The sequence below is a fragment of the Halovibrio variabilis genome (assembly GCF_007991175.1).
Classification (GTDB): Bacteria; Pseudomonadota; Gammaproteobacteria; order Pseudomonadales; family Halomonadaceae; genus Vreelandella; species Vreelandella variabilis.
Genome location: NZ_BJXV01000022.1, coordinates 32,424 through 51,075, shown reverse-complemented (window position 1 = coordinate 51,075; position 18,652 = coordinate 32,424). Strand labels below are relative to the sequence as shown.

The window sequence follows — 18,652 nt, the reverse complement described above, 5'->3', positions numbered from 1 at the left end:
TTGATGGTTTCCGTTTTGACCTGATGATCCAGCTCTACTCTGGTTAACTGAACCAATATCGCTTTAATGGCCTGCTCTTCTTCTGGGACCAAACCGGGAAAAGCCAGTAGCTCAAGCTCAGTGATGACAGAATAGGCGTAATGAGCGGCAGGTAAACGTAACTGACGTTCAATGGCATTAATAAAGACATTGGTGTCAAGTAAGTAACTACCACTCATCCCGTAGTTTCCTTTGGTATTCGACTCCATCATGAGCAGCCAGGGATGGAGCTTTGACAGATGCGAAATCTATTCCGACCTGGCTAGCGGAGACGTTCGATTCCTCTGTTGTATTTTCATACAGCACAACAATTCTGGCATGTCTGTTCTTTAAATACCCATATTCGTCGGGGATTTTCACTACCCCATTTTGAATATCTGCCTCAAATTCAATCGCCTGCATCGTGACTTCCTCTATACCCCAGTAACTCGTTTATATATTGGACACTCTTTTTACGCAAAATTCGAGTCCCGCAGGTGCGCTGACGCTTACCACGCGCTATGACCCCCAACTGATGCAGGTACTTGTAGCGCGTGGTAACGAGGAACGCGAGTTCAGCGAGCGTTTTGAGGCACCCACGGGAGGCGGCGGAACGACGCCCAGTGGCGCCTCCGCCAATACCGGCCGCTTCGCGCTGCTTTCGCGCCGGGCCGCCGTCGCGGGTGCGCTGACGCTTACACCGCGCTACAAAAACCACCTGTTAAATATTTTCACCCACCCATAAAAAAACCCCGCAAGCATCACACTTACGGGGATTGGCGTTGACTGGCGTTTATCTAAAGCCGCCAGCGGGCGCGTTTAGCCGAGCAGGTGCTCGACCGCGGCACGCTCTTCGCGCAGCTCTTTCTCGGTGGCTTTCATCTTCTCTTGGCTGAATTCGTCAAGCTCGAAACCTTGAACGATTTCATACTTACCACCCTGGCAGCGCACTGGGTAGGAGTAGATGATGCCTTCCTCAATGCCGTAGCTGCCGTCAGACGGAATCGCCATGCTGACGATGCCTTTTGAACCCAGCGCCCAGTCGTGCATGTGGTCGATGGCGGAAGACGCCGCAGACGCCGCAGAAGAGGCACCGCGCGCTTTGATGATTGCCGCACCGCGCTGCTGTACAGTGGGGATAAAGTCGGTTTCGTACCAGTCGCGCTCAACCAGATCGAACGCTGCTTTGCCGTCGACTTTGCACTGGGCCAGATCCGGGTACTGGGTGGCACTGTGGTTGCCCCAGATGATCATGTTTTCAACGTCGGTGACGTGCTTGCCGGTTTTTTGAGCCAGCTGCGTCAACGCACGGTTGTGGTCCAGACGCGTCATGGCAGTGAACTGGCCTGCGTCAATATCCGGCGCGTTTGCGGATGCAATCAGCGCGTTGGTGTTGGCCGGGTTACCGACCACCAGCACTTTCACATCACGGCTGGCGTGATCGTTAAGCGCCTTACCCTGTACAGAGAAGATCGCGGCGTTGGCTTCAAGCAGGTCTTTACGCTCCATGCCGGGCCCACGTGGGCGGGCGCCGACCAGCAGGGCAAAGTCAGCGTCTTTGAACGCAGTATTAGGATCATCGGTGGCAACGATGTCTTGTACTAACGGGAAGGCACAGTCGTTGACTTCCATCACCACGCCATTCAGGGCGTCCATTGCCTGGGGAATTTCCAGCAGCTGGAGAATGACTGGCTGATCCGGCCCCAGCATGTCGCCAGCGGCGATGCGGAAAATAAGAGAGTAGCTGATCTGACCGGCACCGCCGGTAATCGCAATACGTACGGGATCTTTCATCATTGCTCCTTGATTGGTTCGCCTAGGGATGGTTCTCGCCTGAGAATGGCTCAACAGAACTCAAGACGCAAAGATGGTATGCCCAGTGAGGCGAAAACTCAATCAGACATGAGACTACTTGCCAATTGATATTCCTACTCTTCACACAGCGCTTGGCGACTCGCTGAAAAGGTTGAGTTGCGCTATGGTACCCACGGTTTTACCCCCTCCTTTTTGTGTTGCGAAGGACATGAACGCCCTCATGCGAAAAATTCCGTTCTCTTATGCCTTGGCTAGCCTGCTGGTGTTGGCGCTGGTGATATGGCTCGCTTTTGGTGATTTTCAGCGTTTTCAAACCACTGCGCCGGCTACCGCTTCTTCTAGCGAAGCGGCAACACGCGTTGAAATTGTCAACCAGCAGAGCACCCCCTTTATTCCCCAGCAGATCATTCAGGGGCAGCTGACCGCCGAGCGCGAGACCACCTTGCGTGCCAACCTGGCGGGCTTTGTGGCCGAAAAGCCGGTGGCCCAAGGCAGCCGCGTTAAGGCCGGTGACACCCTGCTAGTGCTGGATAACGACGCCCTACCCGAGCAACTGCAGCAGGCCCAGGATGAGCTCGCGGTGGCCGAGGCGGAGTATGCCGGCGCACGCAACCTGCGCCAGCGGGAATTGATTTCGCAGCCGGAGCTACTGCGCCTGCAAAGCGCATTGAGCGCTAGCGCCGCGTCGGTGGCACAGCTGCAAAAGCAGCTCGAGGACAGCCGCCCCAGCGCGCCGTTTGATGGCGTGCTGAACCGTGTTCAGGTGGAGCTAGGCGATCTGCTGCAGCCCGGCGAGGAGTGGGCCCAGCTAGTCGACGACCGCCGTTTGAAAGGAGCTGCCTGGGTTTCCCAGCAACAGGTAGGCGATTTAAGCGAGGGCCTGCCGGTGACGGCGCGGCTGCTAAACGGTGACCACCTGAAAGGCGAGCTTACGTTTATTAGCCACCGTGCCGAAGAGGCCACGCGCAGTTTTTATATCGAAGCGACGCTGGATAACCCAGCCGGTAAACGCTTGGCAGGCGGCAGCGCGGAGCTGACCATTACCCTGCCGCCCCGTCAGGTGCATACCCTGTCGCCCGCGCTGCTCAGTTTGAATAGCCAGGGCCAACTGGCGGTCAAGCACCTGGATGACAACGACCAGGTCCAGCAGACCTCCATCGAGCTCGTCAGTGCCGATACGCAGCGCGCCTATGTGACCGGCCTGCCCAACCCGCTACGCCTGATTACGCTAGGCGCTGGCATGGTGGAAACCGGCGAAACGGTGGAACCCGTTGCCGTAGAAGAGGCCATCATTTCACAACCGTCATCTGATCAGGATAGCGTTAATGCGTCAGTTAATTAGTGCGGCGTTAGCCCATACACGCACGACGTTACTGCTGCTGGTGAGTTTATTTCTGGCGGGCATTGTTGCCTGGCAGACTATTCCCAAGGAAGCCAACCCTGACGTCACGATCCCGATGATTTACGTCTCGCTGTCGCTGGAGGGCGTTAGCCCCGAAGACGGCGAGCGATTACTGATTCGCCCCATGGAGCAGGAGCTGCGCGGGATTGAAGGGTTGCGCAAGTTCACCGCTCAATCCAGCGAAGGCCATGGCTCGATAACGCTTGAGTTCGACCCCGGCTTTGACCCCGACATCGCGCTCACCGATGTGCGCGATCGGGTCGATATCGCCCGCAGCGAGCTGCCTGACGAGGCCGATGAGCCGCGGGTAATGGAGGTCAATGTCTCCGAGTTTCCGGTCTTAACCATCGGCCTCTCGGGGCAGTTGGACACCCGCGAACGCATGACGATTGCCCGGCGCCTGCAGGAAGAAATCGAAGGCATCGCCGATGTGCTTGAAGTCGATATTGCCGGCGAGCGTGAGGACCTGCTGGAAATTGTCGTTGACCCGCTGGTGCTGGAGAGCTACGGCGTCGATTTTGACGCGCTGTTTAATCAGGTATCGCGCAATAACCGCTTGGTCGCGGCGGGCAGCCTGGATACCGGCGCGGGCCGCCTGGCCTTGAAAGTACCCGGCATTATCGCCTCGCTTAACGACGTGATGAACATGCCGGTCAAGGTCGAGGAAGATCGCGTGGTTACCTTTGGCGACGTGGCCTGGATCAACCCCACTTACAAAGACCCCGCAGGCTTTGCCCGCATTGATGACCAACCCGCGGTGGTGCTGGAAGTTTCCAAACGCGCCGGGGCCAATATCATCGCCACCATTGCCGCGGTACGTGAGCGCTTAGCCGAAGCCGATGATCTGCTTCCCGAACAGCTTCGTTTTACCACCATTCTGGATGAGTCGACCACCGTCGAAAACATGCTCTCCGAGCTACTCAACAACGTGCTGACCGCCGTGGTGCTGGTACTGATTGTGGTGGTTGCGGTGATGGGCTGGCGTATGGCTTTGCTGGTCGGTCTTACCATTCCCGGCGCCTTCCTGACCGGGATCCTGCTGGTCTGGGCGCTTGGCTTTACGCTCAATATCGTGGTGCTGTTTGCACTGATTCTAGTCGCGGGCATGCTGGTCGACGGCGCGATTGTGGTCAGCGAGCTTGCCGACCGCCACCTGCGCAATGGCCAGACGCCCCACCAGGCGTGGCTGAATGCCGCCTCACGCATGAGCTGGCCGGTGATTGCCTCCACCGCGACGACGCTGGCGGTGTTTGTTCCACTGCTGTTTTGGCCCGGCGTGGTGGGTCAGTTTATGAAGTACCTGCCCGCCACGGTGATTTTGTGCCTGCTGGCGTCGCTTGCCATGGCGCTGGTGTTTTTGCCCACCTTGGGCCGATTATTCACACGGACTGCAGCGACGCCTTTAGCAGCCAACCATGAAGAAGGCACGACAGCCTTTGGGCGCGGCTATCGCCACCTGCTCGCCAGGCTGCTCAAGCACCCGGCCTGGGTACTGCTGATCACTGTACTGTTAATGGCACTGCTGTATACCGGCTATGCCCGCTTCAACCACGGCGTCGACTTTTTTCCCAACGTGGAACCCGACAGCGCTCAGGTGCTAGTGCGCGCCCGGGGGGATTTTTCCGCGCAAGAAACCGACGCCATCGTCCAGCGAGTAGAAACCAAGCTGTCCGGCATGAGCGAAGTCAGAGCGCTGTACGCGCGCTCTTTTGCGGTGCCTAACGAGCAGATGGGTAACGATGTGATCGGCATGCTGCAGTTTCAGTTTATCGACTGGCATGAGCGCCGCCCGGCTCAGGCTATCCTGGACGATATGGCCGAGCGCGCCGGCGATATTCCCGGCATTACGCTAGAGTTTCAAGAGCAGGAGATGGGCCCCGGCGGCGGCAAGCCCATAGTACTAGAAGTCAGCGCCAGCGATCCCGACGTTGCCGATGCCGGGGTTAACCAACTGACTCAGTTAATGCGCGAGCTGGGCGGCTTCGAGGATATTCAGGATAACCGCAGCCTCCCAGGCGTAGAGTGGCGGGTTAACGTGGACCGCGAAGCCGCCGCGCGCATGGGCACCGACGTAACGACCATCGGCAGCGCGGTACAATTGCTGACCACCGGGCTTCAGGTGGCGAGTTACCGCCCGCCCGAGGTCAACGACGAAGTGGATATTCGTGTGCGGCTGCCACACAGCTGGCGCTCGCTTGATCAGTTAGAACGCTTAACCATCAATACCCAGCGGGGCCAGGTGCCCATTTCACACTTTGTGACCCTGGAACCTGCGCCTAAGGTCGGCACACTTAATCGCATTGATGGTCGGCGGGCGATTACCCTGGATGCCGACCTGGCCCCTGGGTATCTCGCCGATGAACGCCTGCGCGCATTGCTCGACGCTGGCCGCGATAGCTTGCCCGATAGCCTCATGGTCAATGTGGCAGGCGAGCAGGAGGACCAGCAGGAATCGATGCAGTTCCTAACCAGTGCGTTTTTGGTGGCGATCGGCTTGATGGCGCTGATTTTAGTGACCCAGTTCAACAGCTTTTATCAGGCGGGGCTGGTGCTTTCGGCGATTGTATTCTCGACGGCGGGGGTACTGATGGGCCTGCTGATTACCGGCCAAGCGTTTGGCATCGTCATGGTAGGCATGGGGGTCATTGCCCTGGCGGGTATTGTGGTTAATAACAATATCGTCTTGATCGATACCTATAATGAGCTACGCGGGCAAAACATGACGCCCGGCGAAGCCGCCCTGGAAGCAGGCTGCCTACGCCTGCGTCCGGTGTTGCTAACGGCGATCACCACGGTGTTGGGGCTGATGCCAATGGTGCTGGGAATCAATGTTGACCTGTTCACACCCGCGCTAGGCTTTAACGCGCCCTCTGCCCAGTGGTGGACGCAGATGTCCAGCGCCATTGCCGGCGGCCTCACCTTTGCTACCGCCTTAACGCTGCTGCTTACGCCCTGCATGTTGGTGCTTGGGGGTAAACGTCGTTAAACGCCCAGTAGTAGCCAGACTTGTCGGGCGATTAGACCGTCTACAAGCAATTGCCTACGGCGGCTTGATCCTTCCTGATCGCTCAATAAATTGAGCTCCTACAAAACCCGGTGCAAGCACCCAGGCCTCGTAGGAGCCAGACTTGTCGGGCGATCAGACTCTCTACGAGCGATAAACGTCGGCGTCACGATCCTTCCTGATCGCGCAATAAATTGCGCTCCTACAAAACCCGGGCTGCTTCTTAGGCAGGCGCTTTGGTTTGCTGCGGGCTATGAGCGGCGTGTAAGCGTGCGATTAACTGGTCTTCCAGCGCGAAGCGTTCGGTGAGGCCGCGGGCCAAACGGTCAATCCAGGCAGGCAGCCGGGCAATATTTTGTTCGCAACTTTGCGTGGAGCCAAAATCGGTGTCAAATTCCAACACCATCTCGGTGGACATGTCCAAACGCTCAAGCAATTTTTCTGCGATAACCAGTCCGCCTTCATCACCAAAGGCCCGCGCCTCTTCCGACAGCTGGGGATAGATTTCAAAGTGACCAGCGCTGATGTAATCCATTAGCTTTTCACTGAAGGTATCAATGGGCGCTTTGCTCACTGCTTCCAGTTCTGCATCACACGCTTCTTTCAACTCGATAAAGCTGACTAATAGCTGACGGCGCTGATCAAGCCAGCGGTCGATCAGGGTATGCACGCCTCCCCAGCGCTCCAGGGCATTTTTACAATCTTCGAGCATGGGGCTTCTCCTTAAACTCACCTTGTAGCTAAATTTTTAGCTGCGTTTTCTTAACGATGTGGTGTTCTTAACAACGTGTTAAACGTGGCTTAGTGCCAGACAGCGAATAGGCTTAGAGTCGCGCCTCCTCCTATCCCTGTCAATCCCGAGCAGTACGGTTTTCCTTGGTACTATTTAGCAACTTTTTAGCAAATGACTGCTACTTTAGCGCTGACAATCAGTTAGCGTTTCATCGCAAGCCATAAGAGCCTAAGCGGGGCGATTGCCAAGATGAAAAAACCCAGCAGTGTCCAGGCGGGCAATGAAAGGCCTAGGAGGGAAAAATCGATATTAGCGCACTCCCCTGAACCAGTTAACACCATGGCCACCACGTCCTGCATGGGCAGGATATCCATCATGTAATCGAGCCCAGGGCCACAGGAAGGGACTTCATCGGCTGGCAAGCCTTGTAGCCACACATGGCGTCCGGCGATAAAGGCACCCGTTCCCACCGCGATTAGCGACAGCAGGCCATAAATGACCTTACCCACACGTCCAGCGGGGCTGTGGATAGCAGCAATCGCAAACACGATGCCCGCAGCGATCACCGCCACACGCTGGAAGATACACAGCGGGCAAGGCGCAAAGCCGCCGATGTGTTCAAGGCCTAGCGCCACCGCCATCATCAAAACGCAGAAGGCTAAACCAGCCAGGGCAACCGAACGAAAGGAGTAGCTCATCATTGACCCACCTCAGACGGTAGCGGCGACAACGCGCGGGATTCACGTGCTTTTGAAAAGTAAGCCTGCAAGAACTCAGTAAATGTCTCTTGGTCAGCGCCTTCAATATCGTGTTGCTGCTGGTGCGAGGTGGCAATCAGTTCAGCAAGCAGCGCTTCTCGACTACGCTGCATAGGCTCGGCTTTTAACTGCGCGGCCTGTTCTTTGGCCAAGCTGAGCATCAAATCGCTGAGCGAACCGCCGTGGTCATTTAACCGTTCAAGCACCTGGGCGGAAGGCGTCAGCGATGGGTCTGCAAGGCGCGGCGCTAGGTTTGCCAGCGCATCAGCGTGAGGGCTACCGTCCTCGACAGCATCAAGAAGCCGAGCCCCTTCGCCCATTTCGGCGAATATCTGCTCACCCCACTCGCGCACCGAGGTGGATGCGCCGTGATTATATAACTTGAGCTCAGGATCGCGGCCACGCTCTACCACCCAGCGGCGGTTATCGTCTAAACGGTCACACTCTTCGTCAGAAATCCACGGGCTGTCGCTAAGCAGGCACCACATCAAGAAGGTGTCCACAAAACGCATCTGATCTTCAGTGACGCCGAGGGGGTCGAAAGGATTCAGGTCCAAACAGCGTACTTCGATGTACTCGACGCCGCGGGCTTCAAGCGCCTGGCTAGGCGTTTCGTTGTGCTTGGCAACCCGTTTGGGGCGAATATCACTGTAGTACTCGTTTTCGATCTGCAGAATATTGGCGTTTAACTGACGCCACTCGCCGGCCTCATTGACGCCCATTTTTTCATAGTCCGGCCACGGTGAAGAGATGGCGTGACGCAGGGTATTAACGTAGTTAGACAGCGAGTTAAAACAGATTTTAAGCTGCGACTGGACTTTGTTCTGATAGCCCAGATCGGACATACGCAGCGTGGTTGCGTAGGGCGCGTAGTAGGTGTCGTCGCTGAGAGACTGCAGCTTTTCGGGGACTTTTTTGCCTTCCGGCAAAAAGCTCTTATCAATCGCTGGCGAAGCACCAAATAGATAGAGCAGTAACCAGCTATGGCGGCGAAAATGACGGATCATGCCGAAATAGCGGGTGGAGCGGTAATCATTAAAGGGAATATTGGTGGCTTTTTCCAACTCGCGCAGGGCGTGCCACATATCATCCGGCAACGACATATTGTAGTGAACGCCCGCAATCGCCTGCATGATGCGGCCGTAACGCATGTCCAACCCTTTGCGGTAAATATGCTTCATGGTGCCCACATTGGAGCTGCCATAGTCGGCAATCGGCACGCTGTCATTGCCGGACAGCTTGGACGGCATGCTACCCGGCCATATCCACTCGTTTTGCAAATGGTGATAGGTAAAGGTATGCAGGTCCGATAAAAAGCTCAACGCCTCTTTAGGTTCCGAGTAAACCGGCGTGATGTACTCTAACAACGACTCTGAGTAGTCGGTGGTAATATGCGGATGGGTTAACTTGGAGCCTAGCGCGTGCGGGTGCGGCGTTTGCGCAATGTGGCCATTGGCATCCACCCGCAATCCCTCTTTTTCGAGCCCACGCCGCAGGCGGCCTAACCGGCCAAGGCGCGCACTGGGAATCAGGCGCTCAACTTGCGCAGTCAGCGCGGATGGCACAGTGAGTGGTTCAGGCAAGGTGAACACTCCTTGTCAGTAAAGCCCGCCGAAAGCGGGCCTTGGTGTAATCAAGTGACATTGCCATCATCGCTGTTTAGGAAAATAGACAGCAGGATATGGCGGCAACAATCGTTTTTCAAGATACCGTTTTTTCAAGACACGCTCGAATCACGCGACTATTTGTCGCCACGCGCTTTTAACAAGGCCGCGCCTAACGCCCCCATCGGAGCCGGTGCTTCGGCAGGCTTAGCGCTGCTACGCTGACTCCGAGACGGCTTGCGGGTGGCGTTACGCTGATCTCTAGGCGAGCCATCGCTCTTAGCATCGTTTTCAGCTTCCGGCTGGTCATCCAGGCGCATCGACAGCCCCACCCGCTTGCGGGGAATATCCACGCTCATCACTTTCACGGTGACGATATCGCCTGCCTTCACCACGCTACGCGGGTCGTCGATAAAGCGATCAGACAGTGCCGAAATGTGCACCAAACCGTCTTGATGGACGCCGATATCCACAAAGGCGCCGAAGTGCGTCACGTTGGTCACGGTGCCCTCAAGCACCATCCCAAGCTTAAGGTCTTTCAGCGTTTCGACCCCTTCACGGAACTCGGCGGCTTTAAATTCCGGACGCGGGTCGCGGCCGGGCTTATCCAGCTCTTTCAAGATGTCAGTGACCGTGGGCACGCCAAAACGTTCATCGGCAAAGTCAGCGGGCTTTAAGGCTTTTAACGCGCTGCTATCGCCGATCAAACCGCGTACTTCACGGCCGTTCTGCTGGGCGATGCGCTCCACCAGCGGGTAGGCTTCCGGGTGAACGGCGCTGGCATCCAAGGGGTTTTCAGCATTGTGAATACGCAGGAAACCGGCGCACTGTTCAAAGGTTTTGGCCCCCAGGCGGCTAACGGCTAACAACTCTTTACGGCTTTTGAAGGCACCTTTGGCATTGCGCTGGGCAACGATGTTTTCAGCCAGCGCAGCGCTCAGCCCGGCCACCCGTGAAAGCAGGGCGCTGGAGGCAGTATTGAGGTCGACGCCCACGGCGTTCACACAGTCCTCAATCACCACTTCCAGGCTGCGCGAGAGCTGCACCTGGGAGACATCGTGCTGGTATTGGCCCACGCCAATCGACTTGGGTTCGATTTTAACCAGCTCGGCCAGCGGATCCTGCAGGCGACGGCCAATAGACACCGCGCCGCGCACCGTGACATCGAGATCGGGCATTTCCCGTGAGGCATATTCAGAAGCTGAGTAGACCGAGGCGCCCGCCTCCGAGACCATTACTTTGCTTAACCGTTGCGCGGGGGCCAGCGCTTTAATCAGCTCGCCGGCCAGCTTGTCGGTTTCGCGGCTGGCGGTGCCATTACCTACCGCAATCAGCTCGACGCCGTGCTGTTTGACCAGCTTGGCGAGCACGGCCAGCGACTCATCCCAGCGGTTTTGCGGCGCATGAGGGTAAATAGCGGTGTGATCGACAAACTGTCCGGTCGCATCGATCACCGCGACCTTGCAGCCGGTACGCTGACCGGGGTCGATAGCCAGCGTCACTTTCTGTCCTGCAGGTGCGGCCAGCAGCAGATCTTTTAGGTTGGCGGCAAACACTTCAATTGCCGTCAATTCGGCCTGTTCGCGCAGGCGACCCAATAGCTCGGTTTCCAACGCGGTGTAGAGCTTCACGCGCCAGGTCCAGCGTACAACTTCGGCCAACCACTTATCCGCTGGGCGCCCCTGGTCGCTAATGCCAAACTGTTTGGCAATCGCTAGCTGGGCGGGGTGAATAGGCGCTTCGTCTTCGCCGGGCAAGCGAATCGAAAGGCTCAACACGCCCTCATTGCGCGCCCGGAACATTGCCAAGGCGCGGTGTGACGGCGCTTTGGCGAGTTTCTCATCGTGCTCGAAGTAGTCGGAAAACTTTGCGCCCTCCTGCTGTTTGCCATCCAATACGCGGGCGCTTAGCTCGCCCTCTTGCCATAGCCGCTCGCGCAGTTGGCCAATCAGCTCGGGGTCTTCGGCAAAGCGCTCCATCAAAATCTGCTTGGCGCCATCCAGGGCGGCTTTGGCATCGTCGATGGCGGGAATATCGCCCTCTGCCGAGCGCAGATAGTTTGCCGCTTCGCTTTGAGGCTCGAGACTTGGGTCGGCAAGCAGTGCATCGGCTAACGGCTCTAGCCCGGCCTCGCGGGCGATCTGCGCTTTGGTGCGGCGTTTTTTCTTGAACGGCAGGTATAAATCTTCCAGCCGCTGCTTGGTCTCGGCGGCGTCAATGCTCGCTTTCAGCGGGCCGTCCAACTTGCCCTGCTCATCAATGGTGGCAAGCACTGCTGCGCGACGCTCTTCCAGCTCGCGTAGATAGCGCAGGCGTTCATCCAGCTGGCGCAGCTGGATATCGTCCAGCCCGCCGGTGACTTCTTTACGGTAACGGGCAATAAACGGCACGGTGGCACCGCCATCCAGTAGCTCCACCGTGGCAGATACTTGCTCGGGACGCACACCAAGCTCAGTGGCCAGGCGGGAAATAATACGCTGATTGACATCCATAAATTGCAACTAACTCATGCAGCATTTTAAAGTGTCCACAAGGTATCACAAACCCGCGATGACTGGCATGACTTGAGCATTAGCGGCGCCACCCGTGGTCGTCCCAAAACGGCCGGCGCGATTCGCGCTGAACGTCTTTGCGGCTAAGACCAATATCTTTCAACATATCGTCGCTTAAATGACGCAAGGTCTCACGCTCACGACGCAGCTGCTGCCAGCGATAGAGCCTTTCCCGCCATGTGACTCTCGGTTGCCGTTTCTCAATCGACTGGCACTGTTGGTTTTGCGAATAGTGTAACGAGCGCTCCATTTCAACCTCCCTTCGCCGCTAGATACGGCGGCGTGAATAAGTGTTGAAGGAAGTATTGAACAGCGCCTACAATCAATCCAACGAATACTGCTTATAAACAACATCAGAAATATTGATACCCATGGCCACACTACCCACCATCGATCATGAGCTGCTGCGTACCTTTGTTGCCATCGTTGACCAAGGCGGCTTCACCCGCGCCGCTCAAACGGTGAACCGCACCCAATCGGCCGTGAGTATGCAGATCAAGCGGCTTGAAGAGGACGTTATTCAGCGTCCGCTGTTTGTGCGCCAGAGCAAACCGCTGCAACTGACCAGCGAAGGCCACACGCTGCTTGGCTATGCGCGTAAAATTTTATCGCTGCAGGGAGAGGCGCTAACGCTTCTGCGCCAACCCGATATGGTGGGCCGCGTACGCTTAGGCGTGCCAGATGACTATGTAATGCGCTTTCTGCCCGGCATTCTCAAAACCTTTTCCCAGGCGTGGCCGCTGGTGGATGTGGATGTTCACTGCGCACCCTCTTCGGTGCTCTCACAGCAGCCGCAGGGGAGCCTGGATCTGATCATTATGACGCGCGAGATAGGCGATGAAATTGGCACCATCTTAAGGCGTGAGGCGACCGTGTGGGTATCGGCTGAGAGCCACAGCACCCATTTACAGACACCGGTACCGCTTGCCCTGTTTGAAGCCCCCTGCTTTTGTCGACGCCATGCCTGCAACGCGCTTGACCGCGCAGATCGGGCCTATCGTGTCGCTTATAGCAGCCCGAGCTTGGCAACGCTACAAGCCGTTGTTGGTGCGGGGTTGGCCGTTTCCGCCTGGATGCGCAGCCTAGTCACCGCCGATATGCAGATACTGGGTGAAAAAGAGGGGTTTCCCGAATTACCCGAATCATCCATCGTGCTATTGCGCACCGCCTCCACCCAGTCACCGATTATCGATAGCTTGGCCGAGCATATTGTTGAAGGGTTCAGGCTTTAGTCAGCATTGCTCCAGTGGATAACGGCGGAACGACGCCCAATGTCACCGCAGCCACAACCCGGCACCGCTTTGCGATGCTTCCGCGGGTGCGCTGACGCTTACGCCGCGCTACGAAACCCCACCGATCCAGCTTTATGGCACGCGTAGCGCGTGGTAACGAAAATGCGAGTTCAGCGAGCGTTTGAGGCACCCGCGGGAGGCGGCGGAACGACGCCCAATGGCACCTCAGCTAAAACCCGGCACCGCTGCGCGCTGCTTTCGCGCCAGGCCGCCGTCGCGGGTGCGCCTTAGGCTTACCACGCGCTACGAAACCCCACTGATTCAGCTTTGTGGCACGCGTAGCGCATGGTAACGAGAACGCGAGTTCAACGAACGTTTTGAGGCATGGGCAACGCCTGTGGAATTTCACCGGTTGTCGGCTGGTAGAGGCAGGAATGGTCTAGCTGTGAGAGGCTGGTCAGCCCTAGCAACGCCATATTGCGTTCGATCTCACGCTGCAAGAGATCGGCGACATGCTCTACTCCGGCTTGCCCCGCGCAGGCCGCCGCATAGTTGAAGGGGCGCCCTACGAAGACAAAATCAGCCCCCAGCGCTAGCGCCTTGATGACATCAGTACCCCGCCGAAAGCCACTGTCGATCATAATCGGAATGTCACTAACACGTCGTTTAATCTCAGGCAGCACCTGGAGTGGAGAGATGGTGCAGTCCAACTGGCGAGCGCCGTGGTTAGAAAGAATAATGCCATCAACCCCGGCCTCACGAGCACGTACCGCATCATCAGGGTTGAGCACGCCCTTAACGATCAGTACACCGGGCCATAGACGCCGCACCAGATCGAGGTAGCCCCAGTCAAAATGGCGCCGCCCCGAAAAATCCCGCGCGGCGCGGCGTGAGATGACGGGCGCGCCTCGCTCGGCATGATTGTTTTCGAAATGCGGCATACCCTGCTTCCACAAGGTGCGCAGAAAGGTATTGCACAGCCAGCCCGGGCGCATCAACCCATCGAAGGCTAGGCGCAAACTTGGCTCCAGCGGCGAAGAAAACCCCGAACGGCGAAGATTTTCCGGGTTAGGAGGTACCGGGTAATCGAGCGTCACGACTAGTTTCTTGAAACCCGCCCTTTGGATACGCGCCAGCAGCGCCTCGATACCTTCTGGGGTTCCCGGCAGATACGCCTGGAACCAGTCGGCCCCCTCCACGTCGGCCACCTCTTCCATGGGTACTAACGACGAACCGCTCATAATCATCGGCAGGTTGTGCGTCGCCGCTGCCCGCGCCAGCACTAAATCGCCCTGGTAAGCCGACAGGGCACTGATACCCATGGGGGCGATGCCGAACGGGACTGTGTAGCGTTTGCCATAAAGCTCGGTGTGCAGGTCAATCTGCGCAACGTTAACAAACGCTTTGGGTAAAAAGTAATACGCGTCAAAAGCGCTCAGGTTTGCGTGATGAGTCCGCCCATCCTCGGCAACATGGTCGATATAGCCAAAAATTGGCCGGGGCAGTTTACGCCGCGCCAGCCGCTCAACGTCGTGAAGATTATGAATACCGGCGAGCTTCTTTTGACTACTCCGTCGTTGCAACCATCCTTTCACGCAGCGCTCCTAATGATCGTTTTTTACCATTCTCCCCTTCAGGCGCGCTCGTTTAAGCTGGCACGAACCTTAAGGCAACACCGTTATTACACCAACGCAGGCCGGTGGGGTCAGGGCCGTCTTCGAATACGTGGCCTTGGTGACCGTGGCAGCGGGCGCAGTGGTATTCGGTGCGTGGCCAGAGCATTTTAAAATCGAGCTCGGTGAGTAAATGCCCTTCCACATGCTCGAAAAAGCTAGGCCAGCCGGTGCCAGAGTCGTACTTCATGTCACTCGTGAACAGCAAAAGGTCACAGCCAGCACAGCGGTACTCGCCTTCGCGCGACTCGTCATCCAGCGGGCTTGAAAAAGCGGGTTCAGTGCCATGTTCACGCAGCACTTCAAAGGCTTCGTCAGAAAGCCGTTCACGCCACTCGGCTTCGCTAAGCTCGAGTTTCTCCAATCCGGGCGCGGCCTCTAGATCAAGCCGTGGAAAGCCAAACGAGAGACCCGGCAAAGCGCCTACTACGCCGGTTAGTCCTGCCAGGCCTAAAAAGTGACGTCGTTTCATCAGCGTCGGTCTCCCAATCATCGGCAAGGGTAGTATTGGCGCATTGCTACGCCAATAAAAATGGGACAGCGCCGCGGCACTGTCCCATTTATGACTACTAAGCGTTGCTTATGTTCGGCGACTTGCCTGGGCGTGATGTATTTGACACCCGCTGAGCTCACGCCAACTGAGGCCCTGCCTTAATGATCGCTTCGCTAACGCCTTCAAATTTTTTGAAATTATCAACGAACTTGGACACAAGCTCTTTAAGGTGGCGGTCGTAGGCAGCGCCGTCTTCCCAGGTTTCACGGGGGTCAAGCAGGCTAGCGTCAACGCCCGGCACCGTGACCGGCACTTGCAGATTAAGGCCATCGATGTGTTTGGTCTCAATCTCGCGTAGCACGCCTGACTGAATCGCACTGATAATGGCACGCGTGGTCGGAATGGAGAACCGCGCGCCGCCCTCACCGTAAGCGCCGCCGGTCCAGCCGGTATTGACCAAATACACTTGGGCGTCTTGTTTTGCCACACGCTTAATCAGCAGGTCCGCATACTCGCGGGCTGGGCGCGGGAAAAACGGCGCGCCAAAGCAGGTGGAGAACGTGGCGGCCAAGCCTTCGGAGGAGCCCATTTCGGTGGAGCCGACTTTGGCGGTGTAGCCCGACAGGAAGTGGTAAGCCGCCGCTTCTTTAGACAGCACGGAAACCGGTGGCAATACGCCGGACATATCGCAGGTCAAAAATACGATGGCGTTCGGCTCACCGGCACGGTTTTCCGCAACGCGCTTTTCAACGTGCTCTAACGGGTAGGCGGCACGTGAGTTTTGCGTCAGGCTGTCGTCGGCATAGTCTGGCTCGCGGCGATCATCCAGAAGCACGTTTTCCAGTACGGTGCCAAACTTGATGGCGTTCCAGATAACCGGCTCATTCTTCTCAGAGAGGTCGATACACTTGGCGTAGCAGCCGCCTTCCATATTGAATACGGTGCCGTCGCCCCAGCCGTGTTCGTCGTCGCCAATCAAAAAGCGCGCCTGATCAGCCGACAGGGTGGTTTTACCCGTGCCAGAAAGGCCGAAGAACAAGCAAGTCTCGCCGTCTTCCCCCACGTTGGCTGAGCAGTGCATGGGCAACACGTCGGCAGCCGGTAGCAGGAAGTTTTGTACCGAAAACATGGCCTTTTTCATTTCGCCAGCGTAGCGCATACCGGCGATCAGCACTTTTTGCTCGGCGAAGTTAAGAATCACGCAGCCGTCGGAATTTGTGCCATCGCGCGAGGGATCACATACAAAGCCTGGGGCATTGAGAATCGTCCACTCGTCTTTAAAAGCGGGGTTATAGGCATCAGGACGCACGAACATGGTACGCCCAAACAGGTTCTGCCACGCGGTTTCGGTGGTCACGCGAACGGGCAAGTAGTGCGTTGGGTCACTGCCTACATGCAGCTCGGAAACGAAATTGTCCTGGCTGAGCAGGTGATCGTTCACGCGGTTCCACAAAGCAGTAAACCGGTCGCCATCAAAGGGCTGATTGACGCTACCCCAGTCGATTTGGCTGTTCGTGGTGGGTTCGTCGACGATGAAACGATCTTTCGGTGAACGCCCAGTACGTTGGCCCGTGTTTACTACCAGAGCACCGTTGGCCGACAGGCGGCCTTCACCACGTACCACGGCGCGCTCGATCAGTTCGGCGCTGCTGAGATTGACGTGAGCTTGGGGAGCGGCTTGAGTCGTGGTCATGTCGATTCCTGGGTATCTAATTTACCGGGCGTCACCGACGCCTTTAAAATTCATCCTAGCCACTACAAAATTGGCTAGGTGCGCTGAAGTCCGCGCATTATGGCAAAAAGAAAGCCCCCGGGAAACGGGGGCGAAGAGCAAATATCTTGTAGTTAAACTACTACATGACCACTACATTTTGTGTTGCAGCGCAGTAAAAATTAAAACAGTCGTTTGCCTGAAACGATAAATCCATTGAATATACAAGCCCTCCTAGCAGTGCCCAAGTCAGTACAAGCAAACAGCTTCGACTACACCGCTAGTGAATCGTCGGCGACGGCGACTCGGGGTCGTCTAATAAAGTTTCAATATCGGCCGCTGTGTAGTGATATTTCGTGTGGCAAAAGTGGCATTGGGTCTCAATCGACCCTTGTTCGCGCAAAATATCCTGCAACTCTTCTTTGCCCAGCGAGTGCAGCGCGTAGCTCATCCGCTCCCGCGAGCAGGTGCAACCAAAACGCAGCGCTTTGGGCTCAAAAACACGCACGGTTTCTTCATGATAGAGGCGGTAAAGCACTTCGCGTTGTTCAAGCCCCAGCAGCTCGTCAGTTTTGATGGTGTCGGCTAATTGCACACTGCGGTCCCAGGCATCGACGTCTTGGTTTTGCGACGCTTCGGGCAGACGCTGTAGCAGTAACCCGCCCGCGCGCTCGCCGTTTGCTGCCAGCCATAGCCGGGTTGGCAGCTGTTCGGATTGGCTGAAGTAAGCTTCCAAACAGCCACTCAAGGAGTCTTGGTCGAGGGCCACGATGCCCTGGTAGCGGTTCCCCTCACGAGGGTCGAGGGTAATCACGATTTGGCCTTCCCCCACTAGCTCGCGGAAGCTAGCGTACTCATTGGGTAGCGCGGCCTCTTCGCCAATGCGCGCAATGGCACGCAGTTCGCCGCCGGGGTTTGACTCCGCCATTAACAGTGACAACACGCCTTTTCCACGCACTTCGATACTTAGCGTGCCATCCAGCTTGACGGTATCGGTTAGCAACGCCACGGCGGCTAGCAGCTCGCCTAGCAGCTCATTCACCGCAGGCGGGTAAGCATGGCGATCCAACACTTCATGGTAGGCGGCCGCCAGGGTGACGATTTCACCACGCACATTGGTGTGATCGAACATAAAGCGTTGAATTTGATCGGACATAATTTGGCAACCTAAGTATTTAACAACGGGTATTTAAAAGTGAGTATTTAAGGACAGCTAACGTTTAACGGGGTTTTAATGACATGAGGCTACTCGCCCTGATGGCGCTGGAAACGCTGGATATCCCGGCGCTGCTTTTTGTCGGGGCGCTTGAGTGGATGCTGCATCACCTCGTTATTGAGCCGCCGAACGTCGGCCTCTTTAGCTCGACGCTGGATGCTCTCCGGCGTTTCTGCGTAGAGCGCACGGGCTTCTGGCGCGCCGCGCCTTTGATCAGAAAGCGATAACACCTCTACTTCATAGATATCCCAGCCCTGGGGCACACGAATAAGCGCACCCAGCTCAACCTGCTTGCTGGTTTTCGCACGAGCACCGTCGTATTGCACCTTGCCACCTTCAATGGCTTTCTTGGCCAGCGCGCGGGTCTTGAAAAACCGCGCGGCCCACAGCCACTTATCCAAGCGAACACTCTCACTCATTGACGCCTCCTGGTTGTCTCAT

General features: G+C 56.9%; 17 protein-coding genes. 4 read left to right on the top strand and 13 right to left on the bottom strand.

What is annotated here, in order from left to right; all coding sequences use genetic code 11:
• Positions 1 to 218 (bottom strand): PIN domain-containing protein (locus HVA01_RS15865; RefSeq protein WP_146876384.1); only part of this gene is annotated, 218 nt, incomplete at its 3' end.
• Entirely contained in the window at positions 208 to 441 is a 234-nt protein-coding gene (locus HVA01_RS15860) for a hypothetical protein (RefSeq protein ID WP_146876383.1), read from the bottom strand. The genes HVA01_RS15860 and HVA01_RS15865, both read right to left, overlap by 11 nt.
• A 112-nt stretch (positions 442 to 553) precedes the next feature.
• Between HVA01_RS15860 and HVA01_RS15855 the strand changes: the two genes are divergently transcribed.
• Complete coding sequence (locus HVA01_RS15855) at positions 554 to 763, top strand: hypothetical protein (RefSeq protein ID WP_146876382.1); 210 nt, start codon at positions 554 to 556, stop codon at positions 761 to 763.
• Between the two features lie 74 nt (positions 764 to 837).
• Here the strand turns inward: HVA01_RS15855 and HVA01_RS15850 are convergent, their stop codons facing one another.
• Positions 838 to 1,812 carry a malate dehydrogenase gene (locus tag HVA01_RS15850; protein WP_146876381.1) on the bottom strand — a complete coding sequence of 325 codons (975 nt, stop codon included), beginning with the start codon at positions 1,810 to 1,812 and terminating at the stop codon, positions 838 to 840.
• A 241-nt stretch (positions 1,813 to 2,053) separates the two neighbouring features.
• On the opposite strand from HVA01_RS15850, the gene HVA01_RS15845 reads away from it, so the two are divergent.
• Complete coding sequence (locus HVA01_RS15845) at positions 2,054 to 3,175, top strand: efflux RND transporter periplasmic adaptor subunit (RefSeq protein WP_146876380.1); 1,122 nt, start codon at positions 2,054 to 2,056, stop codon at positions 3,173 to 3,175.
• The gene (locus HVA01_RS15840) at positions 3,159 to 6,221 is read left to right on the top strand and encodes an efflux RND transporter permease subunit (protein ID WP_146876379.1); all 3,063 of its coding nucleotides are present in this window, start codon (positions 3,159 to 3,161) and stop codon (positions 6,219 to 6,221) included. The genes HVA01_RS15845 and HVA01_RS15840 overlap by 17 nt, the downstream gene beginning before the upstream one ends.
• 241 nt (positions 6,222 to 6,462) lie before the next feature.
• Here HVA01_RS15840 and rsd read toward each other — a convergent pair whose 3' ends face one another.
• From rsd to HVA01_RS15815, 5 genes are all read right to left on the bottom strand, one after another.
• The gene (gene rsd / locus HVA01_RS15835; protein WP_146876378.1) at positions 6,463 to 6,951 is read right to left on the bottom strand and encodes a sigma D regulator; all 489 of its coding nucleotides are present in this window, start codon (positions 6,949 to 6,951) and stop codon (positions 6,463 to 6,465) included.
• Positions 6,952 to 7,172: 221 nt separating this feature from the next.
• On the bottom strand, positions 7,173 to 7,673 hold the full coding sequence (locus HVA01_RS15830) for a disulfide bond formation protein B (protein ID WP_146876377.1): 501 nt from the start codon (positions 7,671 to 7,673) through the stop codon (positions 7,173 to 7,175).
• The gene (gene gshA / locus HVA01_RS15825; protein ID WP_146876376.1) at positions 7,670 to 9,313 is read right to left on the bottom strand and encodes a glutamate--cysteine ligase; all 1,644 of its coding nucleotides are present in this window, start codon (positions 9,311 to 9,313) and stop codon (positions 7,670 to 7,672) included. The genes HVA01_RS15830 and gshA overlap by 4 nt, the downstream gene beginning before the upstream one ends.
• Positions 9,314 to 9,471: 158 nt before the next feature.
• Positions 9,472 to 11,826 (bottom strand): Tex family protein, encoded by a 2,355-nt coding sequence (locus tag HVA01_RS15820; protein WP_146876375.1) that lies wholly within the window; start codon positions 11,824 to 11,826, stop codon positions 9,472 to 9,474.
• 79 nt (positions 11,827 to 11,905) lie between these two features.
• Complete coding sequence (locus HVA01_RS15815) at positions 11,906 to 12,136, bottom strand: DUF1127 domain-containing protein (RefSeq protein ID WP_146876374.1); 231 nt, start codon at positions 12,134 to 12,136, stop codon at positions 11,906 to 11,908.
• A 121-nt stretch (positions 12,137 to 12,257) separates the two neighbouring features.
• Between HVA01_RS15815 and HVA01_RS15810 the strand changes: the two genes are divergently transcribed.
• Positions 12,258 to 13,118 (top strand): LysR substrate-binding domain-containing protein, encoded by an 861-nt coding sequence (locus HVA01_RS15810; RefSeq protein ID WP_146876373.1) that lies wholly within the window; start codon positions 12,258 to 12,260, stop codon positions 13,116 to 13,118.
• Positions 13,119 to 13,483: 365 nt separating this feature from the next.
• Here HVA01_RS15810 and HVA01_RS15805 read toward each other — a convergent pair whose 3' ends face one another.
• The 5 genes from HVA01_RS15805 to hslR all read right to left on the bottom strand — a co-directional run bounded on the left by HVA01_RS15805 (position 13,484) and on the right by hslR (position 18,630).
• Complete coding sequence (locus HVA01_RS15805) at positions 13,484 to 14,713, bottom strand: alpha-hydroxy acid oxidase (RefSeq protein ID WP_146876372.1); 1,230 nt, start codon at positions 14,711 to 14,713, stop codon at positions 13,484 to 13,486.
• A gap of 52 nt (positions 14,714 to 14,765) precedes the next feature.
• Complete coding sequence (gene msrB / locus HVA01_RS15800) at positions 14,766 to 15,263, bottom strand: peptide-methionine (R)-S-oxide reductase MsrB (RefSeq protein ID WP_146876371.1); 498 nt, start codon at positions 15,261 to 15,263, stop codon at positions 14,766 to 14,768.
• Positions 15,264 to 15,420: 157 nt separating this feature from the next.
• Positions 15,421 to 16,977 (bottom strand): phosphoenolpyruvate carboxykinase, encoded by a 1,557-nt coding sequence (locus tag HVA01_RS15795; protein ID WP_146876370.1) that lies wholly within the window; start codon positions 16,975 to 16,977, stop codon positions 15,421 to 15,423.
• A 298-nt stretch (positions 16,978 to 17,275) separates the two neighbouring features.
• Positions 17,276 to 18,151, bottom strand: coding sequence for an Hsp33 family molecular chaperone HslO (gene hslO, locus HVA01_RS15790; RefSeq protein WP_146876369.1), 876 nt, complete (start codon positions 18,149 to 18,151; stop codon positions 17,276 to 17,278).
• An 89-nt stretch (positions 18,152 to 18,240) separates the two neighbouring features.
• A complete protein-coding gene (hslR, locus tag HVA01_RS15785) occupies positions 18,241 to 18,630 on the bottom strand; it encodes a ribosome-associated heat shock protein Hsp15 (RefSeq protein ID WP_146876368.1) in 390 nt (129 codons plus the stop codon).
• Positions 18,631 to 18,652 lie beyond the last annotated feature (22 nt).